This window comes from Amycolatopsis sp. lyj-23 (assembly GCF_046549135.1).
Classification (GTDB): domain Bacteria; phylum Actinomycetota; class Actinomycetes; order Mycobacteriales; family Pseudonocardiaceae; genus Amycolatopsis.
Genome location: NZ_JAJPWN010000007.1, coordinates 438,872 through 457,479 on the forward strand (window position 1 = coordinate 438,872; position 18,608 = coordinate 457,479).

Annotated in this window: 17 protein-coding genes; 7 read left to right on the forward strand and 10 right to left on the reverse strand. The window is 72.3% G+C overall.

From position 1 onward, the window contains the following. The first annotated feature begins 46 nt into the window (after positions 1-46). From ACLJPY_RS20020 to ACLJPY_RS20030, 3 genes are read left to right on the forward strand one after another with little or no spacing between them, the layout of a single operon-like run. Entirely contained in the window at positions 47-1,615 is a 1,569-nt protein-coding gene (locus ACLJPY_RS20020) for a cytochrome b (protein WP_410590455.1), read from the forward strand. After that, the gene (locus ACLJPY_RS20025) at positions 1,612-1,983 is read left to right on the forward strand and encodes a hypothetical protein (protein WP_410590456.1); all 372 of its coding nucleotides are present in this window, start codon (positions 1,612-1,614) and stop codon (positions 1,981-1,983) included. The genes ACLJPY_RS20020 and ACLJPY_RS20025 overlap by 4 nt, the downstream gene beginning before the upstream one ends. Next, complete coding sequence (locus ACLJPY_RS20030) at positions 1,980-2,288, forward strand: DUF3099 domain-containing protein (RefSeq protein ID WP_410590457.1); 309 nt, start codon at positions 1,980-1,982, stop codon at positions 2,286-2,288. Before ACLJPY_RS20025 ends, ACLJPY_RS20030 begins: the two co-directional genes overlap by 4 nt. On the opposite strand, the gene ACLJPY_RS20035 is transcribed toward ACLJPY_RS20030, so the two are convergent. After that, a complete protein-coding gene (locus ACLJPY_RS20035; protein ID WP_410590458.1) occupies positions 2,253-3,104 on the reverse strand; it encodes a MerR family transcriptional regulator in 852 nt (283 codons plus the stop codon). The genes ACLJPY_RS20030 and ACLJPY_RS20035 overlap by 36 nt on opposite strands. A 177-nt stretch (positions 3,105-3,281) precedes the next feature. Between ACLJPY_RS20035 and ACLJPY_RS20040 the strand changes: the two genes are divergently transcribed. Then, the gene (locus ACLJPY_RS20040) at positions 3,282-3,989 is read left to right on the forward strand and encodes an SGNH/GDSL hydrolase family protein (protein WP_410590459.1); all 708 of its coding nucleotides are present in this window, start codon (positions 3,282-3,284) and stop codon (positions 3,987-3,989) included. 309 nt (positions 3,990-4,298) lie between these two features. Here the strand turns inward: ACLJPY_RS20040 and ACLJPY_RS20045 are convergent, their stop codons facing one another. Next, positions 4,299-5,180, reverse strand: coding sequence for a LysR family transcriptional regulator (locus ACLJPY_RS20045; RefSeq protein WP_410590460.1), 882 nt, complete (start codon positions 5,178-5,180; stop codon positions 4,299-4,301). A gap of 97 nt (positions 5,181-5,277) precedes the next feature. On the opposite strand from ACLJPY_RS20045, the gene ACLJPY_RS20050 reads away from it, so the two are divergent. Then, the gene (locus ACLJPY_RS20050) at positions 5,278-6,156 is read left to right on the forward strand and encodes a TIGR03620 family F420-dependent LLM class oxidoreductase (RefSeq protein WP_410590461.1); all 879 of its coding nucleotides are present in this window, start codon (positions 5,278-5,280) and stop codon (positions 6,154-6,156) included. A gap of 41 nt (positions 6,157-6,197) precedes the next feature. Beyond that, positions 6,198-6,938 carry a ribonuclease activity regulator RraA gene (locus tag ACLJPY_RS20055; protein WP_410590463.1) on the forward strand — a complete coding sequence of 247 codons (741 nt, stop codon included), beginning with the start codon at positions 6,198-6,200 and terminating at the stop codon, positions 6,936-6,938. 9 nt (positions 6,939-6,947) lie between these two features. Here the strand turns inward: ACLJPY_RS20055 and ACLJPY_RS20060 are convergent, their stop codons facing one another. From ACLJPY_RS20060 to ACLJPY_RS20070, 3 genes are all read right to left on the reverse strand, one after another. After that, entirely contained in the window at positions 6,948-8,954 is a 2,007-nt protein-coding gene (locus ACLJPY_RS20060; RefSeq protein WP_410590465.1) for an ABC transporter permease subunit, read from the reverse strand. Then, complete coding sequence (locus ACLJPY_RS20065) at positions 8,951-10,375, reverse strand: ABC transporter substrate-binding protein (RefSeq protein ID WP_410590467.1); 1,425 nt, start codon at positions 10,373-10,375, stop codon at positions 8,951-8,953. Before ACLJPY_RS20065 ends, ACLJPY_RS20060 begins: the two co-directional genes overlap by 4 nt. Before the next feature lie 145 nt (positions 10,376-10,520). Continuing rightward, a complete protein-coding gene (locus tag ACLJPY_RS20070) occupies positions 10,521-11,267 on the reverse strand; it encodes a FadR/GntR family transcriptional regulator (RefSeq protein WP_410590468.1) in 747 nt (248 codons plus the stop codon). 72 nt (positions 11,268-11,339) lie between these two features. On the opposite strand from ACLJPY_RS20070, the gene ACLJPY_RS20075 reads away from it, so the two are divergent. Beyond that, positions 11,340-12,497, forward strand: coding sequence for a mandelate racemase/muconate lactonizing enzyme family protein (locus ACLJPY_RS20075; protein ID WP_410590470.1), 1,158 nt, complete (start codon positions 11,340-11,342; stop codon positions 12,495-12,497). A 39-nt stretch (positions 12,498-12,536) separates the two neighbouring features. On the opposite strand, the gene ACLJPY_RS20080 is transcribed toward ACLJPY_RS20075, so the two are convergent. The 5 genes from ACLJPY_RS20080 to ACLJPY_RS20100 form a co-directional block, all read right to left on the reverse strand. Beyond that, positions 12,537-13,898 (reverse strand): beta-1,3-glucanase family protein, encoded by a 1,362-nt coding sequence (locus ACLJPY_RS20080; RefSeq protein ID WP_410590472.1) that lies wholly within the window; start codon positions 13,896-13,898, stop codon positions 12,537-12,539. Positions 13,899-14,591: 693 nt separating this feature from the next. Next, the gene (locus ACLJPY_RS20085) at positions 14,592-15,881 is read right to left on the reverse strand and encodes a protein kinase domain-containing protein (RefSeq protein ID WP_410590474.1); all 1,290 of its coding nucleotides are present in this window, start codon (positions 15,879-15,881) and stop codon (positions 14,592-14,594) included. An 81-nt stretch (positions 15,882-15,962) separates the two neighbouring features. After that, positions 15,963-16,787 carry a class II fructose-bisphosphate aldolase gene (locus tag ACLJPY_RS20090; RefSeq protein ID WP_410590476.1) on the reverse strand — a complete coding sequence of 275 codons (825 nt, stop codon included), beginning with the start codon at positions 16,785-16,787 and terminating at the stop codon, positions 15,963-15,965. Continuing rightward, a complete protein-coding gene (locus ACLJPY_RS20095) occupies positions 16,784-17,692 on the reverse strand; it encodes a 1-phosphofructokinase family hexose kinase (RefSeq protein ID WP_410590478.1) in 909 nt (302 codons plus the stop codon). Before ACLJPY_RS20095 ends, ACLJPY_RS20090 begins: the two co-directional genes overlap by 4 nt. Beyond that, a complete protein-coding gene (locus ACLJPY_RS20100; RefSeq protein WP_410590480.1) occupies positions 17,689-18,603 on the reverse strand; it encodes a DMT family transporter in 915 nt (304 codons plus the stop codon). Before ACLJPY_RS20100 ends, ACLJPY_RS20095 begins: the two co-directional genes overlap by 4 nt. Positions 18,604-18,608 lie beyond the last annotated feature (5 nt).

Genomic DNA, 18,608 nt, shown 5'->3' on the forward strand with positions numbered 1-18,608 from the left:
CGATCTCCCGGTGTCACGGTCGAGTCCGGGAAGACCGGGAGGACCGATGAGTTCACTCACCACGCCGACCAAGGGCTCGCGTGCGCCTGCGCAGCACTTGGGCGAGGCCGCGAACAACGCGGACCAGCGGTACCAGCTGGCCAAGGGTCTGCGGCACCAGATGAACAAGGTGTTCCCGACGCACTGGTCGTTCCTGCTGGGCGAGATCGCGCTGTACAGCTTCATCATCTTGTTGCTGACGGGTGTGTACCTGACGCTGTTCTTCGACCCCTCGATGCAGGATGTCGTCTACCACGGCAGCTTCAAGAACATGCAGGGCCTGGAGATGTCGCAGGCGTTCCGCACGACGCTGGACATCTCCTTCGACGTCCGCGGCGGCCTGTTCATGCGGCAGCTGCACCACTGGGCGGCGCTGATCTTCGTGGCGTCGATGGCCGTGCACATGCTGCGGATCTTCTTCACCGGTGCGTTCCGGCGCCCGCGTGAGGCGAACTGGGTGATCGGCGGGCTGCTGCTGATCCTGGGCTGCTTCGAGGGCTTCTTCGGTTATTCGCTGCCGGATGACCTGCTTTCCGGGACCGGGATCCGGGCGACGCTGTCGGGCATCGTGCTGTCGGTGCCGGTGGCGGGTACCTGGATCCACTGGGCGCTGTTCGGCGGGGAGTTCCCCGGGGATCAGATCATCCCGCGGTTGTACACGCTGCACATCCTGCTGATCCCGGGCATCATGCTCGCGCTGGTCGGGGCGCACCTGGCGCTGGTGTGGTACCAGAAGCACACGCAGTTCCCGGGCGTGCGGCGCAAGGAGTCCAACGTCGTCGGTGTCCGGATCATGCCGTACTTCGCACTCAAGGGCGGCGCGTTCTTCACCCTCGTCGTGGGTGTGCTGGCGCTGATGTCGGGCCTGTTCCAGATCAACCCGGTGTGGAACTTCGGCCCCTACAACCCGTCCCAGGTTTCCGCCGGGTCCCAGCCGGACTGGTACATGGGCTGGGCCGACGGGCTGCTGCGCGTCTGGCCGCCGTGGGAGCTCTACCTCGGCGACCACACCGTGCCCCCGGTGTTCTTCGCCGGCGCGATCGGGATCGCGGTGCTGGTGACCGCCCTGCTGAGCTACCCGTTCGTCGAACGGCGGCTCACCGGCGACACCGCGCACCACAACCTGCTCCAGCGCCCGCGCGACGTCCCGGTGCGGACGTCCATCGGCGCGATGGCGATCACGTTCTTCCTGGTCCTGACCCTCTCCAGCTTCAACGACATCCTCGCCGTGCAGTTCGACCTTTCGCTCAACGCGATGACCTGGGCGGGGCGGATCGAGTTGCTCGTCGGGCCGCCACTGGCGTACTTCGTCACCTACCGGCTCTGCGTCGGCCTGCAGCGGTCCGACCGCGAGGTGCTGGAGCACGGCGTCGAGACGGGCATCATCAAGCGGCTGCCGCACGGGGAGTTCATCGAGGTCCACCAGCCGCTGGCCGCGACGCCGCTGGCCTACCAGGGCGCACCCGTGCCGAAGAAGATGAACAAGCTGGGCTCGGCCGGGCACGCCGTCCCGGGCTCGCTGCTGACGCCGGACCCGCCCGCGGAGACCCGCGCCCTGGACCGGGGACGCCCATGACCGCGGTGACCGCCGGCGCCCGGGGCCGGCTCGCCGGGTGGTGCGCCGCCGCCACGGCCGTCCTTTCCGCAGTGGCCACGGCGGTGGCCTTCACCCGGCTGCCGTTCGACTGGCCGGCCCTCGGCGCGGCGGCGGCCCTCGTCGTCCACGGGGCACTGGCCCTGACCATCACCGACCTCCGGGACGAGCGGCTGCGCCGCAGCGCCACCGCCGTCGCGGCGCTGCTCGGCGGGCTGCTGATCACCGGCTCGGCCTGGGCCGCGGCGATGTCCGTGCCCGGCAGCCCAGCCGCCGTGGTGCTGTCGGTGGTGCAGAACGGCATCGGACCACTGGCCGTGCTGGGCGTCCGGCTAGGGAGGGTCTCTTGAGCCGCAAGCCCGCCTTGATCACCACGGCCCGGCCGTCGGCCGACGAGCAGCTGGCGCTGCGCCGACGCAAGTACGTGGTGATGATGGCCTGCCGCGTGCCGTGCCTGGTCCTCGCGGGGCTCACCGCGCACGTCTGGTGGCTCGCGCTGGCCTTCCTCGCCGTGTCGGTGCCGCTGCCGTGGGCCGCCGTGCTCATCGCCAACGACGTGCCGGCCCGCCGCACCGAACGCGTCAGCCGCTTCCGCACGAGGCCGGCTGCGGTGGAACGGTCAGCCGCTCAGCGCGGCCAAGGCGTCGGCGAATGACGGCGGGAGCGGCTCACCGACCGTCGGCAGGCCGCGCCAGCCCGGGCCGGCCGGGCGCACCGGGATGCCTTCGGCGTGCAGCGCGCGCAGGGTCCGCACGTCCGCGGACGGTGACGTCATCGACCAGATGACCACCGCACTGGGCGAGTACCGGCCGGCCACCACCCGCAGGACGTCGGCCGACACCAGCCCGCTCAGGAACATCGACGGCGCGCCGTCGTCACCGAGTGCCGCGCTGAGCATCTTGACCGGCAGCTCGTGCCGTTCGGCCGGGCCGCAGACGAACAGCGCCGGTCCCCGGCCGGCCGCCGCGGGTGCCGGGGCCCGCACCCGGTCCAGCGCTGCCGAGGCCGCGGCGGCCAGCGCCCACTCGGCGGCCATCGCGTCGCGGTCGCCCGCCGCGGCCCAGCGTTCGCCGATGGCGCGCAGGACGGGGGCCACGACGTCGGTCCACGACTTCGCGACCCCGAGGCTGGTGAGCGCGTCGTCGACGAGGGCGCCCATGGTGGCCACGTCGAGCGATTCGGCGGCCTCGGCGATCCGCTGCCGCCGCAGCTCGACGGTCGTCCCCGCCGCGGACCGGGACAGCACCAGCCGGGCGGCTTCGCGGGCCCGGGTGCCCTGCGCCTGCAGCGCCCGCATCCGCCGCAGGCGGTCGACGTCTTCGGGCGTGTACCGGCGCCGGCCGTTCTCCTCGCGGCCGGAGGCGCCGATGCCGTACCGCTGTTCCCACGTCCGCAGCGTCACCTGCGAGACGCCGAGGGTCCGGGCGACCTCGTTCGAGCTGAGGGAACGTCCCTCGGGTGTGCTGCTCACTCGATCTCCCGGCGCCCTTGAACGGATTCTGCAACACAGTACCTCCCGGTGGCCATTGGCATCCGAAGCGGCGAAGGTGTTTCTCACGGAGATCGACCTCGGGGCGGGATTTGCATCGGAATTGCATCTCGACGTGACTGGGCCCGTCCGAGGCCGGGGCGGCTCCGAATGCCGCCTGTGGACGATCAGGAGGACGTGCCCTTGCCGACGCGGACGTGGCCGGCCCGGTTGCTCGACGGGGCGGCCGCCGTGCTGCCCGGCGTCGGCCGGGTCCGTGCGCAGAAGGAGCCGTTCGCGCGGGCGTGGGCGGCCGCCAACCGCGCCGCGCCCCGCTCGGGCCGTCCCGTCTGGGTCGCCCTCGGCGACTCGATGACGCAGGGCATCGGAGCCGCCGACGTCGCCGGCGGCTGGGTCCCGCGCCTGAACGCCCGGCTCGGCGAGCTGTTCGCGGTGGTCAACCTGTCGGCGTCCGGCGCCAGGGTCGCCGACGTCCTCGGCGACCAGCTCCCCCGGCTGCTCGCCCTCCCCGGCCGGCCGGCTCTCGTGACCGTCCTCGCCGGCGCCAACGACATGCTCACCCCGGGCCGACGCCGCGGGCTCGCCGACCGGTTCGCCGCCCTGCTCGAACAGCTGCCGCCGGGCCGGTCCGTGGTGGCCACCCTGCCGAGGCGCAACGCGGCGGCCCGCGCGGTCAACGCGCTGATCGATACCGCGGCCGACGCGGGTCGCGTGCACGTTGCCGACCTGCGCGGGCCCGCGCTGAGCCCGGTCCGCGGCCACCTCGCCGACGACTGGTTCCACCCGAACGACGCCGGCTACGCCCGGATCGCGGACCTGTTCGAACGCCCGGTGCGCGCGGTGGTTTCGCTCGGCGCGGCGGGCTGACGCTGTCCATTCAGGACGGTGGGCCGCATGTTCGACGTACCGCCCACATTGCCCACAGCGACGACGACGCTGCCGGGACCGGCGTTGCCGCCTTCCGGATGCAGCCGAACTCGGTCCTCGAGGACGGCGTTGCGGAATGCCGCCACCGCACATCCGGCAGCGCTTGCCGCGTTGCCCGCAACGACGACGCTGCCGGGACCGCGGCGGCCGCCCTCCAAACGCAGTCAAGCTCCCGAGAACGACCTCACGGAACGCCACCACCGCACACCCAGTAGCGCCGCCGCCCTCCGGACGCCACCGAACCGTCCCCTATGGACGGTCCTCGACCACGTCACCGCGGAACGCCGCCACCGCGCACTCGGCCGCGCTCCCCTCCGTGCTCTCGGCGACGACGATGCTCCCGGCGATCGTGATCTCCGGCTCGAGCGGGATCGCCCGGACCCGCGTCGAGCGGATCTCGGCCACCTGGTCCGTGGACAGCACCGTCCAGGTCCGCGGCTCCGAGCCGACCTCGACGATCGTGTCCTGGAGCGTGCCTGTCGGGCGGCCCGCCTTCGGGCACAGCTCCGTCTCGTGCAGGGCCAGGACCACGGCGTCGTGCAGCGGTGGGTCGTGCTCACGGGCGGGTACCCGCAGCGGGTGCCCGGCCAGTTCGGCGAGGCCGACGGCCGGGCGGTCGGCCGCCGGGTGGTGCCGGGACACCACCGCGTACAGGCGTTCGGTCCAGGCAGGCCACACCGTGAGCCCGGGCGCGGACCGCACGCCGCGCGCCAGTGCCAGGTCGAGTTCCCCCTGCCGGAGTGCGTTGAGCCGGGCCTCGACCGGCAGGTCGACCAGCACCACGTCGAACTCCGGCGCCCGCTCGCGCAGCGCGTCGATCCCGCGCTCCAGGCGGGCGGTGAGCCCGGCGGCGGTGCCGATGCGCACCGTCGTCATGACCTCCTTCGCCGCGACCTGCACCTGACCGGCCGCGGCGAGCGTCGTGCGGGCCGCGTCGAGCACCCGCTGGCCGGCCGCCGTCAGCCGGACGCGGCGGGGCGACCGGTCGAGCAGCCGGACGCCGAGTTCCCGCTCCAGCCGGGCGATCTGCTGGCTGACGGCGGGCTGGGCGATGTGCAGCCGGTCGGCGGCCCGGCCGAAGTGCAGTTCGTCGGCGACGGTGACGAAGTACCGCAGTGCCCGCAGCTCCATGCTCCCCCGCCCAGCCAACCGACGATAAGGCGAGCTTATCGCAGCACGTCGAAGTTGGTGCTGGTGCGCGTCGAGGGCCGGTGCTGGAGTGGTGATCATGACCATCGAACCGGGACCGCTCGGCGCTTACCTGACCGCCGCCGAGGCGACCGCGGCGGACGCCGTCGCACTGGAAGAAGCCGGGTACGGCGCGATCTGGCTGGCCGCGTCGCCGCCCGCCGACCTCCGGGTGGCCGAGCGGCTGCTCGATGCCACGAGCCGGATCCTCGTCGGCACCAGCGTGCTCAACGTGTGGCAGGCGGACGTGGCCGAAGTCGCGGAGTCCTACCACCGGGTCGCGGCCGAGCACGCCGGCCGGCTCCTCGTTGGCATCGGCGCCGGCCACCGGGAAGCCGACGCCGGGTACACGTCCCCGGTCGCGAAGGTCGCGGGTTACCTCGACGCCCTGACCGCGGCCGGCGTGCCCGCCGACCGCGTGCTGCTGGCGGCGCTCGGGCCGAAGATGCTCCGGCTGGCGGCCGACCGCGCCGCGGGCACGCTGACCCTGCAGGTGACGCCCGAGCACACCCGGCGCGCCCGGCAGGTCCTCGGCCCGGCCAAGCTCGTGGTGCCCGGCCACGGCGCACTGCTGGACACCGACGCCGGGCGGGCCCGCGCGGCCGGCCGGGCGGCGCTGCGCCCGATGCTCGGGATCGCCAACTACGCCGGCAACCTCCGGCGGATCGGCTACACCGACGCGGACCTCACCGATCCGTTCAGCGACCGGCTGGTCGACGCGCTCGTCCTGCACGGCGACGCGGCGGCCGTCGCCGCCGGCATCCGCGCGGAACTGGCCGCGGGCGCTAACCAGGTCGGCGTGCACGCGATGGGCGAAGACCCGATCGGCGTGCTGCGCGCGATCGCCGGCGCTCTGGAGATCGCCCCGGCGGCGAAGCACGGCTCGACATCGGCCCCGGAAGCGGCGTCCGCGGGCTAGGCTCGGGCGAGGACTCCGCCGGAACCCAGGGAGCTACGGACGTGGTCGAGACGCCCGACATCGTTCGCCCGCCTGCCGAACTCAGCGCGGCGCTGGCGGTCATCGGCAGTGCGACCGCCAGTGCCGAGCTCAGCCGCATGGGCATCCGCAGCGCCTTCATCCGCGGCCCGGTTTCGGTGACGCCCGGCGTGCGCGTGGCCGGCCCGGCGCTGACGCTGCAGTTCCTGCCGAAGCGGGAAGACCGTTACCCCGCCGACGAATACGCCGAGCCGGAGAAGCAGCTGCACCGGCACGTCATGTACCACACCCGACCTGGCGACCTGATCGTCGTGGACGCGCGCGGGGACATGAGCAGCGGCGTGTTCGGCGAGATGATGCTGACCTACTTCAAGGGCCGCGGCGGGGTGGGCGTGGTGGTCGACGGGTGCCTGCGGGACATCGGCGAAGCCAAGGAACTCGGCCTGGGGCTCTGGATCCGGGGCGCCACGCCGAACTTCCACGCCCAGACCGATATCGTCCCGGCCGCGGTCAACGTGCCGGTCGCCTGCGGGGGCACGCTCGTCGAGCCGGGCGACATCGTCGTCGCCGACGACGACGGAGCTGTCGTGGTGCCGGTCGAGCTCGCGCCCGCACTCGTGGCGGTGGCCCGTGACCACGCGGAATGGGAGGAGTTCTCCCGGATCCGGCTGGCCGAAGGCGGCGACCTGCGGCGCTACTACCCGCTGTCCGACGAGGCCCGGCCCGAGTACGAGCGGTGGCGCGCCGAGCAGGACCGGGCCTGATGCGGGCCCTCACCCCTTCACCGCGCCCGCGGTGAGGCCCTTGGTCAGGAACCGCTGCCCGAACCCGTACATGAGCACGACCGGAATGCTGATCAGCAGCGACGCCGCGGCGAGCTGGCCCTGCGGCACGACGTCGTTGAAGATCATCGACTGCATGCCGACCGGCAGCGTCTTGTCGTCGTCCTTGGTGATGAACACGAAGGCGAACAGGAATTCGTTCCACGCGTTGGTGAGGGTGAACAGCGCCACCGCGAGCAGGCCCGGCTTGGCCAGCGGCAGCACGATCCGGCGGAACGCCCCGAACCGCGTGCACCCGTCGACCAGCGCGGCCTCCTCGAGGTCGGCGGGGATCGACTTGAAGTAGCCGACGAGCAGCCACGTCGCGAACGGCAGGGTGAACGTCGGGTAGGCGAGCACGAGCGACCACAGCGAGTCGTTGAGGCCGAACCCGCTCATCAGCTGGTAGAGCGGGATGAACAGCAGCGCGCCCGGCATCACGTAGGTGAGCAGGATCGTCACCGTGAAACTCTCCGAACCCCGGAACTTCAGCCGCGCCAGCGCGTAGCCGGCCAGGGCCGCGCAGACCAGGGCGATCACCGTGGACGCCACCGACACCAGGATCGTGTTGACGTACCAGGTGCCGAACGCGCCGGTGAACAGGTTGGTGAACTGCTCGGTGGTCCACGGCGTCGGCCAGAGGTCGTCGGCGCGCGCGACGATCTGGTCGTCGGACTTGAAGGCCGTCACCGTCATCCAGTACAGCGGGGCCAGCACGAAGACCAGCAGGCCCACCAGCGCCACCCCGGTGCCGGTGCCACCGACCAGGCGGGCGGCCGCCCGGTTGCCCCGGATGGCGAGCACGGAGACGACCCGGCCGACGGCCGCCGTGAGCAGCACGAACACGCCGAGCACGAGCGCGGCCTTCCACACGATGTGCGGCGACGCCCAGACCAGCACGAGCACCGAGGCCACGACGATCACCCACGGCAGCGCCCGGCGCTGCGCGGGAGTCAGCCGCCGTCGCCCGAGGTCGCCCGCGCCCGGCAGGTCGCTGCGGCGCATCATCCGCACGAGGATCACCACGAGGACGGCGATGACCGGCAGCATCACCAGCGTGACCGCGGCGCCCGCGCCCAGCTGCAGCTGCTGGATGGCCTTCGAGTAGGCCACCATCACGTACGGGGCGGTGGCGTCGCCCGGTCCGCCCTGGGTCATCAGCCAGATCAGGTCGAAGTTGTTGAACGTCCAGATCGACGACAGCAGCACCGTCACGATCATGACGGGCCGCAGCCCCGGAAGCGTGATGTGCACGAAGCGCTGCCACGGCGAGGCGCCGTCCACCATCGCCGCCTCGTGGAGCCCGCTGTCGATGGCCTTGAGGCCGGCGAGGAACGTCACCGTGAAGAACGGGATGCCCTTCCAGACGTTGACCAGGATGACCGCCGGCATCGCGAGCGCGGGGTCGGACAGCCACTCCGCGGGCCAGTGGTCGACGAGCCCGAGCGCGGCCAGGCCGGGTCCGATCCCGGATTCGGTGAGCAGCACGTTGACGCTGCCGAAGATCGGGTCGAGCAACGACCGCCAGGTGAAGGCGGTGACGACCGTCGGGATCACCCACGGCAGCAGGATCACCCCGGCGACGATCGCCTTGCCGCGGCGCAGGTGGTGCAGCATCAGCGCCGCGATCAGGCCGAAGGTCACCTTGAAGATCTCGGCGTAGGCGGTGAAGACGAACGAGTTGAGCACGCCCTGGTGGAACAGGGAGTCGTCGGCGAGGGCGGTGTAGTTGTCCAGCCCGACGAAGACCGTCTCCGCGCCGTGGCGCTCGGTGGTACTGGTGAAGATCGAGCTGACGATCGGGACCAGGATCAGGCCGGCGACCAGCACCAGCGTCGGCCCGATGAACACCGCCGCGAGGCGCCAGTCGCGGCCGAGCCGCCGCTGCGCCGGCGTGAGCGAGGAAGACGCGCGCGGCGCCGGACGGACCGGCGCCGGGCGCGGACGCAGCACGGTCATTGCCGATAGCCCTGTTGCTCGAAGATCTGCACGATCCGGCCGTGGGTCGCGGCGACGGCCTCGGCCGGCCGGGTGCCCTGGATGACCGACTGCATCATGTCGGTCAGCAGGTAGGCGGCGGTGGCGGCCTGCTCGCCGGGGCTCGGGGCCTGGGGGAACGCGTAGCCGGTCTTGGTCTTCTCCGGCAGCCGGGCGCGGGTCTGCTCCCGCAGCGCGGCGAACGCCGGATCACCGGTGGTGTAGTACGGATCGGAGTCCCACACCTTGTCCCACGACGGGTTGACCAGGCACGGTGCTTCCTTCGCGACGCCGAGCAGCGCGCTCCCGCCGGCCATGAACTTCGCCACCAGCTTGGCGAGGCCGGGGTTCTTCGCGCCCTTGAAGATGACGAACGAGTTGGACTCGCCGTACGCGAGCGGGCGGTCGAGCGCCGGTCCGGTGGCGCCGTTGAACACGTGGGTGTTGGCGTAAACGGGGTTCTTCTTGGTCTTCGAGTCGGCGTAGACGCTGAACTGGTTGAGCGTCAGCCCCAGGATCCGGGCGAGCCAGTTCTCGTTGTTGCTCGAATCGGTCCAGCTGCCGACCCCGGGCGGCAGCATCGGCGCGTACTTCGGGTTCGTGTAGATGTCGCCGATGAATTGGACGGCGGCGACGGTTTCCGGCGAGTTGAAGACGACCTTCGTGCCGGTGTTGTCGGCGATCGCGCCGCCGTAGGTGTTGATGACGTTGGCGATGAAGCCGTTGGCGTCGCCGGAGCGGTTCACCGTGAGCCCCCAGCCGAAGCGCCGCTTCGCCGGGTCGGAGACCGCCAAGGCGTTGTCCCGCAGCTCTTCCCACGAGTAGTACGGCTTGAGCGGGAGGCCCTTTTCCTGGTACCAGTCCTTGCGCAGGTACATCCCGGTCGCGATGAAGTGGTACGGGATCGCGTACCAGCGCCCGTCGAAGACGCAGTAGTCGTTCGCCTCCGTCGCGGGTTCGCCGTAAAGCGCTTTCATCTCCTGGACCACGTCGGTGACGTCGGTGAGGGCGCCGAGGTTGTGGAGCTGGCCGACGAACCGCCGGTCGCTCACGAAGGCCAGATCGCGGTTGGTGCCCGCCTTCACCTCGGCGTCCATCTTCGCGACCATGTCGCCGGCGTCGCCGGACACGAGGTCGTTGCGGATCGTGGTTCCGGTGGCCTGCGCGAACGCCTGCAGCGACTTGTCCAGCGCCTTGTTGGCGGCTTCCGAGTACAGCTTCTGCGAGAGCATCCCCACCGACCCGCCGCGCAGCGCCGCGGCCTGGTCGAGCAGCGCCTTGGGCACCTGGACGTCGACCTGCGGTGCGGGCGCGGGATCGCTCCCGCACCCGGCGAGGCCGAGCACGCCCAGCGCGCTCACCCCGAGGAAGGTACGTCTCGGCCACTCCGATTTCTCTGCCATGACCACTCCTTTCGCGTCCGATCGGGCGGACGCGTGCCGACGGGGCGACGGTGCAACCGGCGGGCAGCGGGAGCGAGCGCCCCGCTTGGGGTCGTTCGTGCGGTGGTGCTGGTGCGTCGGACTCGGTCGTGCGGTGCTGCAGTGCCTAACGCCGCCGGGCGGCCCGCTTGCTTCGCTGTTCCTTCTCCGCGAGGAGCGTGGAGTAGTTGTTGCTCAGGTGCCGCCGCATGGCCGCGCGGGCGCCGTCCGGATCGCGGGCCACGAGGGCCTCGTAGATCTCGGTGTGCTCGGCGGTGGCGCGGTGCAGCCCGGCCGGCGCCTCGTTGGTGACGCGCCGGCTGGCCGTGCCGAGCCAGCGCGCGGAGTACATGATCCGGTCGAGGATGCGGTTGTTCGCCGCCCGGCAGATCTCCATGTGGAATTCGTGGTCGACCGCGAGGTAGGCGTCGGGATCCGCCTCGAGCGCCGCCATGCGGTCGATCTCGCCCTTGAGCCGGCCGAGCGTCTCCTTCGTGGCCCCGGCCGCGGCCATCGCGGCCAGTTCGGGCTCGAGCAGCACCCGCGTCTGGTGCAGCTCCTGCAGCAGCTCGTCGACGATCTCGGTGGGCAGCCACTCGATCAGCAACGGGCTCAGGTAGTCCCACTCCGCGCGCGGACGCACGACGACGCGGCGGCCCTGCGCGATCTCGACGATGTCGAGCGAGGCGAGGATCTTGAGCGTCTCCCGCGCGACCACCCGGGAAACCCCGAACTCCTGGGCGATCTCGAGTTCCGACGGGGCCCGGCCGTCCTCGATCGCCCCGCTGACGATCCGCCGGGTCAGGTGGGCGGCCACCTGCACCGGGAGGGTCCGGACCTTGACAGCGTCCGGAGACTCTTGTCTCCTTGGCATGTCATCAGCTTATCGGACAAGTTGGACGTCGCATTAGTCCGTTCATACGCACCACCCGGTGACGGGAGAGCAATGCGGATCGTGAACGTCACGACGGCGGTGGTGGCCTACCACGGACAGGCCACCCTGGTACGGATCGACACCGACGAAGGACTCAGCGGGTTCGGCGAGGCCAATCCCGACGCGGGCGCGGCCGCCGTCGTGGGGGTGATCAAGACCCTGACGCCGCTGCTGATCGGCGAGGACCCGCGCAACGTCGAGCGGTGCTGGGAGAAACTCCGCCGCAGCAACGTTTTCGCGGGCTCACAGGGCGGGGTGTTCGTGATCGCGCTGTCCGGCATCGAACTCGCGCTGTGGGACCTCGCGGGCAAGGCCGCGGGCCAGCCGGTCCACCGGCTGCTCGGCGGGAAGTTCCGCGACCGGATCCGCCTCTACGCCGACTGCGGCGACGGCGACGACCCGGCCGGTTCGGTCGCCGGGTGCGTCGACCGCGCCCAGCGGATGGTCGCCGAAGGGTTCACCGCCCTCAAGTTCGACATCGACGACCTGCAGCACCCCGCCAAGCTCGACGCCTTCAACCACACGATCGGCGCCGCCGAGCTGCGTTCGATGGTCGGACGCGTGGCCGCCGTCCGCGAAGCGATCGGACCGGACGTCGACCTCGCCATCGACCTGCACGCCCGCTACGACGTGCCGAGTGCCTGCCGGATTTCGTGGGAGCTCGAGCCGTTCGGCCTGATGTGGCTCGAGGAGCCGCTGCCGGCGGAGAACGTCGACGCGCTGGTGCGGGTGCGGGCGCAGACCCGCACGCCGATCTGCGCCGGCGAAAACCTGTACCTGCGCTGGGGTTTCCGCGAGCTGCTGGAACGCGGCGCGGTGGACGTCATCGAGCCGGACGTGCCGAAGTGCGGTGGCCTGGCCGAGGCCAAGAAGATCGCCAACCTCGCGGAGCTGCACTACATCCCGTTCGCCCCGCACCTGGTCTCGACGCCGCTGGGCACGATGGCCACGTCCCACCAGTGCGCGGCGATCCCGAACTTCTTCGTCCAGGAATGGCACGCCCTCGAGGAACGTGCGGTGTGGGACAGCTACGCCCACGCCCCGGACGGCAGCGGCTCGATCGTCAAGGACGGCTACATCACGCTGCCCGACACGCCCGGCATCGGGGTGGAACTCGACATGGACGGCGTGCGGGCCCACGCCGTCGCCGGCTACGGGATCTTCGAGTAGGCGGCGGCTCCGGTCGCCGGACCGGAGCCGCCGCCGCGCTCACCACCCGACGGCGACCACCAGCCACTGCGGGTCCCCGTGCGAGACGAACGAGGACTGCCCGGCCACGTCGTCGTACGGGAAGCCGTACGCGAGGTGGTTGATGCCGTGGTCGTGCCAGAACTTCGCGTAGTAGTTCGCCGGCGCCGCCTGGTAGTAGCGCGACGGGTCCTGCCACTGCGACTGCGGCAGGTGGGCCGTGTGGCGGTTCAGCGCCGCGCACATGTCGGGGTTGCCCGCCAGCGAGCCCGCGCAGCCGGTGATGTTCGACGTGGGCTCGTTGACGCCCACCGACTGGGCGTAGGAGGTGAAGTAGTTCGCGTACTTGCCGCCCGCGCGGAAGTCCGGGGCGCTGCCCGGCGCCGGGATCCGGTACGGCGCGTTCACCGTGGCCAGGCCCTTGAACTCGGTCGGCACCTCGGCCTGGAACCGCGCGAAGGTGGCCGAGCGGTCCTCCTGGAACAGGCCGTAGTCGTCGCCGACCTGCACGTCGTAGCCGTCGTGCGCGTGCAGCCGCATGGCCAGCTTCAACGCGAACGCGTCCACCCGGGTGGTGTTGCCGTTGAACGCGTCCGGGCCGACGGTGAACTCGATGAAGTCGGCGTACTGGCCGTTCGGGGTGCCGAGGTAGAAGTACATCCGGCCGGCCGAGTTGGCCGGCATGTCGATGTAGGGCTGTTCGGCGATCGAGTGGGTCTGGCCGCCGAAGTTCCAGTACACCTGGCTGTCCGGGTACTTGCCGTTCGTCCGGTTGAGCACCTTGACCGTGAGCACGTTGCGCGCGGCCGGGATGGTGCTGGTGTCACCCCAGAACGAGTCGGGCGGCGTGCCCGCGCCGGGCGAGGTCGTTCCGCCGCCGGTGCCCAGCACCTGGAACTCCCACAGCGAGACGCCGTAGGGGGTGGCCCGGGCGGTCGTGTACAAGCGCACGTACCGCCCGGAGCCGGTGACGTTCAGCGTCTGCGTGCCGCCGGTCCCGGTCGTCGTCTGGTACACGGTGGACCAGCTGGACCCGTTGTCGGACAGCTGGATCTGGTAGGCCGTGGCGTAAGCCGCCTCCCAGCGCAGCACGACCTGGCTGACGGTCGCGGCGCCGCCGAGGTCGACCTGCAGCCACTGCGGATCGCTGAACTGCGACGACCAGCGGGTACCGGTGTTCCCGTCGACCGCGGCGGACGCGGGGGTGCCGGCGTTCTCCACCGACGACGCGGTAGCGGCTTTGCCCTGGGAAATGACCGAGTCGGCGGCGTCGGCCGACGGGACGGCGAAGCCGAGCGCGGCGACGGCGAGGGCCGCCGCCAGCGTCGTCAAGCGGGCACGGGGTCCGCGGCGGCGGCGCCGCGGCGGGGCGTTCGTGGGCATGGTTCCTCCCTGGCTGGGAAGCGGCGGACCCGCCGCCGCCTCAGGCGACGACAGGGTCCGGCTCGTCCTGAACACCGGGCGGATGCCCTCGACAGGGCCGGCGGGAACGATCGGTGAAAAGGTTCATACCACCGCACCCGACCTGTCAACCCTTGACAGATCCGCCGCCCGCGGCGATCCTCGGAACCGGTTCCACCTCCCCACCTCTGCGTGGCGCCGCCACCCGCTCAGGGGCCGGCTCACCAGGAGTCAGCCATGCCCACCGAGTTCGGTCAGCGCGTTGCCGAAGCGGCGCGACGACCGCTCCCCCGCGACCACGAGCGAGCGGCGAGCCGGCCGGTCCGCCCACTCGTGGGACGTCCCTGGTGCCGGACCTCAGCGCCCGTCGTTGAGGTCGCCGCTGCCGCGGCGGATCGCCGCACGCAACGCCGAAGTCCGGTTTCCGGCCCAGCGGCTGCCGCCGCGTGCGCGCCGGTCACCGGACCCGCCACCGGGAAAACGCTGTCTTCCCCGAGCAGCGGGACTCCCGGACAGGTGGCCGCTGCGGGCCGGGAGTTCGCGAGCAGGAAGGTGCGGACCGCCGAACAGGCTTGCTCGTCGCCGGTTCGCGGGTCGACTCGCCCTGGACCACCAGCACGTGGGCCGCGGCTTCGGCCGGGCGCCGAGGCACGAGCTGCCGCGGCCGGCAAGCCGTCACCGCTTCCCCGGCGGCCCTCCCGGGCCAGCGACCTCCCCGACGCCCCCGTGCGGTCCGGCGTCCCGTTTCGCCGGGCCGCCGCCCTTGCCCCGGCCGCCCTCCGGCTTGTCCTTCTTCGGTCCGGCGGCCACCACCTCGGCGGGCTTCCCGGCCTCCGACGAGGCCAGCACGACCGCCGACGCCGGGGACAGCGTGACCTGCGAAGGAACCGGGACCGAGCTCGTGCCCGGCGCGGCCTCGGGCACCGGGGAGGGTGTCGGCCCCGGATCGCCCGACGTGCTGAGCACCGCCACCACCACCACCGCCGCCGCGGCCACGGTTGCCAGGGCGCCGACTGCGGCCAACGGACGGCGTCGCGACGCGACCGGGGCGGCTTCGCGCGACGCGGCGGGCACAGCCGGGTGCGTGTGATCACTCGCCGCCGCGAACCCGCTCTCCGATGCGCCGGGCCGGCTCGGCGTGGCCGGCTCGGCGATCGCAGCCGTCGAGACCGTGGTGGACGGCTCGCGCAGCCACTGCCGGACCTGCTCGGCGCTCGGCCGGTCGGCGGGGTCGCGGGCGGTCATCTCGCGCACCACGGCCGCCAGCGGCTCCGGGGTGCCCGCGGGGATCCGCGGGGCGCGGTGCAGCCGCGCCGCCGCCGACTCCGCCAGCGTGCCGGGGAACTCGAGCTGTCCGGTCAGGCACTCGAGCAGGATCAGGCCGAGCGCGTAGATGTCGGCCGGCGGACCGGCCTGCTCCCCCAGGATCTGCTCCGGCGCCAGGTACGCGGCCGTGCCGGTGACCAGGCCGGTGCCGGTGATGTGCGTGGCGTCCAGCGCGTGGGCGATGCCGAAGTCGGTGATCAGCGGGCCGCCGGGCCCCAGCAGGACGTTCGCCGGTTTCAGGTCGCGGTGGACGATGTGCCGGGCGTGGACGTGGGTCAGCGCGTCCGCCAGCCGGACGCCCAGCTCGCTCACCTCCGCCGCGCCGAACGGCCCGGCGCACAGCCGTTCGGCCAGGTTCTCCCCGTCGACCAGCTGCATCACCAGGTACGGCCGGTCGCCCTCGGTGCCGCTGTCGTACACCGCGACGACCCCGGGGTGCTGCACGCTGGCCAGCAGGGTCTTCTCCCGCGCCCGGCGCAGCTGCTCCACGGCCACGACGTGGCTGTCGTAGACCTTCACGGCGACCTCGCGCCCCAGCTCGCGGTCGACGGCCCGGTGGACCCGCGCGGTGGCCCCCCGGCCGATCAGCGGCCCGACCTCGTACCGCCCGGCGATCACGCCGGGCAGATCGTTCGTCATCGGCAGCCCCCATCCGGCTCATGTGCCCTCCCGGTACCCGCGACGGGGGGTCGCGCAAACGCGAACCCGGAGAGGCCGAGCTCACTTCGCGAGCAGGGTGAGCAGCCGGGCCACCTCGTCCCGGACCGCGTCCCGGCCCGGGGCCAGGTAGCGGCGGGGGTCGGTGAGCGTCGCGTGCTGCCCGAGCGCCGAGCGCACCGAGGCCGTGAGCACCTGGTTCAGCCGCGTTCCGACGTTCACCTTGACGATGCCGCTCGCCACCGCCCCGCGCAGGCCTTCGTCGGGCACACCGGAGGAGCCGTGCAGCACGAGCGGCACCGGGACGCTGCGGGCGAGCGCGGCGATCAGGTCCTCGTCGAGCACCGCCGTGCGGTCGGCCATGGCGTGCGACGAGCCGACGGCCACGGCGAGGGAGTCCACGCCGGTCGCGGCGGCGAACTCGCGGGCCTCGGCCGGGTCCGTGCGCACGCCGGGGGCGTGGGCACCGTCCTTGCCGCCGATCTCGCCGAGCTCCGCCTCGACGCGGCAGCCCGCCGCGTGGCAGCGTTCGACCACGGCTTTCGTCCGGGTCACGTTCTCGGCGTAGGGCAGCGCGGCCGCGTCGAACATGACGGAGGTGATGCCCAGCCCGAGCCCCTCGTCGATCAGCTCCTCGTCCTCGATGTGGTCGAGGTGGACCAGGACGGGCACGGTCGCGGCCTCGGCCAGCCGCAGGCAGGCGAGCGCGAACGGCGCCAGCGAACCGTGGTAGCGGACGGCGTTCTGCGAGATCTGCAGCACCACCGGGAGCCCGCAACGCTCCGCGCCGGCCACGACGGCCTCGGCGTGCTCGATCAGGATGGCGTTGAACGCCCCGATCGCGCGCCGCTGCGCGCGCAGGTCGTCCAGCAAGCCGGCCCAGTTCATCGGATCCTCTCCACCTTCACTTCCCGAATCCAGCGGTTCCTGGCCGCGACGTCGATCTCGCCGGCGACCGGCCGCAGCACCGCCGCGGCCGACGTGGCGACCACGTCCGCGAGCGCGACCGGCCAGTCCACTTCGGACGCGGTCAGGTGCATGGCCAGCGCGGCGGCACCCGCGTCCCCGGCGCCGGCCGGGTTGCCGGTGACGACTTCGGCCGGCCGAGCGCGCCAGGTGCCCTGAGCGGTGACGGCGATCGCGCCCTCGGCGCCCAAGGTGGCCACCACCGCGGGTGCTCCCGCGGCCACGAGGTCAGGACCGGCGCCGGCCCCGCCTAGGTCCGCGAGCTCGTCCTCGTTCGGCATCAGCACCGCGCCGCTCCCGGCGGCCTCGCGCAGGGCGGGGCCGGAGACGTCGGCGATGACCGGCACGCCGTGGCGGGCACACAGCCGGGCCAGCTTCGCCGGGACGTCGGCCCCCAGCCCCTCGGGCACGCTGCCGGAGATCACGACGGCGCCGGCCGGCAGCTCCGCGCGAAGAGCGGCGAAGATGCCCGCTTCCGCCGTCTCGCCGGCCGGAAAGCCGTTCTCCTGCAGCATGGTCGTCCCGTCGGCCGGGGCCACCACCGCCACGGTCCGCCGCACCGCGGGCAGGGCCGGGACGAGCCGGTGCGGGAGGCCCAGCTCCGCCAGGCCGTCCCGGAACTCGTCGGGCGTCCGGGTCGTCGTCAGCGCCAGCACCAGGCTCTCGCCACCCAGCGCCCGGACCACCGCCGCCACGTTGACGCCCTTGCCGCCGGCGCGGGACCGGACGTCCGCCACCCGCGTGGTCCCGCCCAGGTGCAGTTCGCCGACCCGGTAGGTCACGTCGACCGCGGGGTTGAGGGTGACCGTGATGATCCGCGGCGTCATGAGACCGCGGTGCTGGGCAGCGGCTCGCTGCCCTTCTCCGCGCGGTAGACCATCAGCGTCGAGCCGACGAGAGCCAGCACGATGCCCGCGAGCTGGAACCCGGTCGGTGCCGCGCCGAAGAACAGCAGGGACAGGACGATGGTCAGCACGGGGGCCAGTGCGTTCGTCACCGGCGCCACGATCGACGCCTTGCCCCGGCTCATCGCCATCACGAGGAACAGCGCGCCGACCGCGTTGAGCAGCTGCGTCCCGGCGGTGAGCGCGGGTGCCTGCCACGGGAACCCCAGCGGGAGCCCGCCCATCATCAGCACGGCGACCGGGATCAGCAGCAGCCCGCTGATCGTCATCCACCCGAAGGTCGAAGCGTCGTCCACGCCGGCGAGCGCGGCCTTGCGCATGAAGAACGCCTGCACACCCCAGGCCACACAGATTCCGACGGCCAGCACCAGGTACAGCCACCCGCTGTCCCCACCGTCCCCGGTGGACACGGAGAACAGGACGACGGCGACGAGCGCGAGCACCACCCCCGCCCACGACCACCCGCCGAGCCGCTCCCGCAGCGCGACGAACGCCAGGAGCACGGTGACCGCCGGCGAAAGCGCGACGATCGGGAAGATGACGTAGGCCGGGCCGATCGTGAGGGCCTTGAACAGCAACAGCTGGCCGCCCGCGCCGGTGAGCCCGATCGCCAGCCCGTACCCGGCGGCGGTCCGGCCGCGGTCGAACTTCTTCCCCCGCAACGAGAAGTACGCGGGCACCAGCATGGTCAGCGCCCAGATGACGTACACCATCGGGTCGGGGTAGGCGTAGAGCTTGGTGGGCAGGTTGGAGATCGCTCCCCACACGCCCCAGAACACCACGAGCAGGCCCGCGTACGGGATCCAGCTGGTGGCGCGGAGAGATGCGGTCATGTCGG

Coding starts and splice junctions, on each gene's coding strand:
- ACLJPY_RS20020 (WP_410590455.1), top strand. CDS start 47: ATGAGTTCACTCACCACGCCGACCAAGGGCTCGCGTGCGCCTGCGCAG.
- ACLJPY_RS20025 (WP_410590456.1), top strand. CDS start 1,612: ATGACCGCGGTGACCGCCGGCGCCCGGGGCCGGCTCGCCGGGTGGTGC.
- ACLJPY_RS20045 (WP_410590460.1), bottom strand. CDS start 5,180: ATGGAGCTGCGGGCACTGCGGTACTTCGTCACCGTCGCCGACGAACTG.
- ACLJPY_RS20050 (WP_410590461.1), top strand. CDS start 5,278: ATGACCATCGAACCGGGACCGCTCGGCGCTTACCTGACCGCCGCCGAG.
- ACLJPY_RS20060 (WP_410590465.1), bottom strand. CDS start 8,954: ATGACCGTGCTGCGTCCGCGCCCGGCGCCGGTCCGTCCGGCGCCGCGC.
- ACLJPY_RS20065 (WP_410590467.1), bottom strand. CDS start 10,375: ATGGCAGAGAAATCGGAGTGGCCGAGACGTACCTTCCTCGGGGTGAGC.
- ACLJPY_RS20070 (WP_410590468.1), bottom strand. CDS start 11,267: ATGCCAAGGAGACAAGAGTCTCCGGACGCTGTCAAGGTCCGGACCCTC.
- ACLJPY_RS20075 (WP_410590470.1), top strand. CDS start 11,340: ATGCGGATCGTGAACGTCACGACGGCGGTGGTGGCCTACCACGGACAG.
- ACLJPY_RS20080 (WP_410590472.1), bottom strand. CDS start 13,898: ATGCCCACGAACGCCCCGCCGCGGCGCCGCCGCCGCGGACCCCGTGCC.
- ACLJPY_RS20085 (WP_410590474.1), bottom strand. CDS start 15,881: ATGACGAACGATCTGCCCGGCGTGATCGCCGGGCGGTACGAGGTCGGG.
- ACLJPY_RS20090 (WP_410590476.1), bottom strand. CDS start 16,787: ATGAACTGGGCCGGCTTGCTGGACGACCTGCGCGCGCAGCGGCGCGCG.
- ACLJPY_RS20095 (WP_410590478.1), bottom strand. CDS start 17,692: ATGACGCCGCGGATCATCACGGTCACCCTCAACCCCGCGGTCGACGTG.
- ACLJPY_RS20100 (WP_410590480.1), bottom strand. CDS start 18,603: ATGACCGCATCTCTCCGCGCCACCAGCTGGATCCCGTACGCGGGCCTG.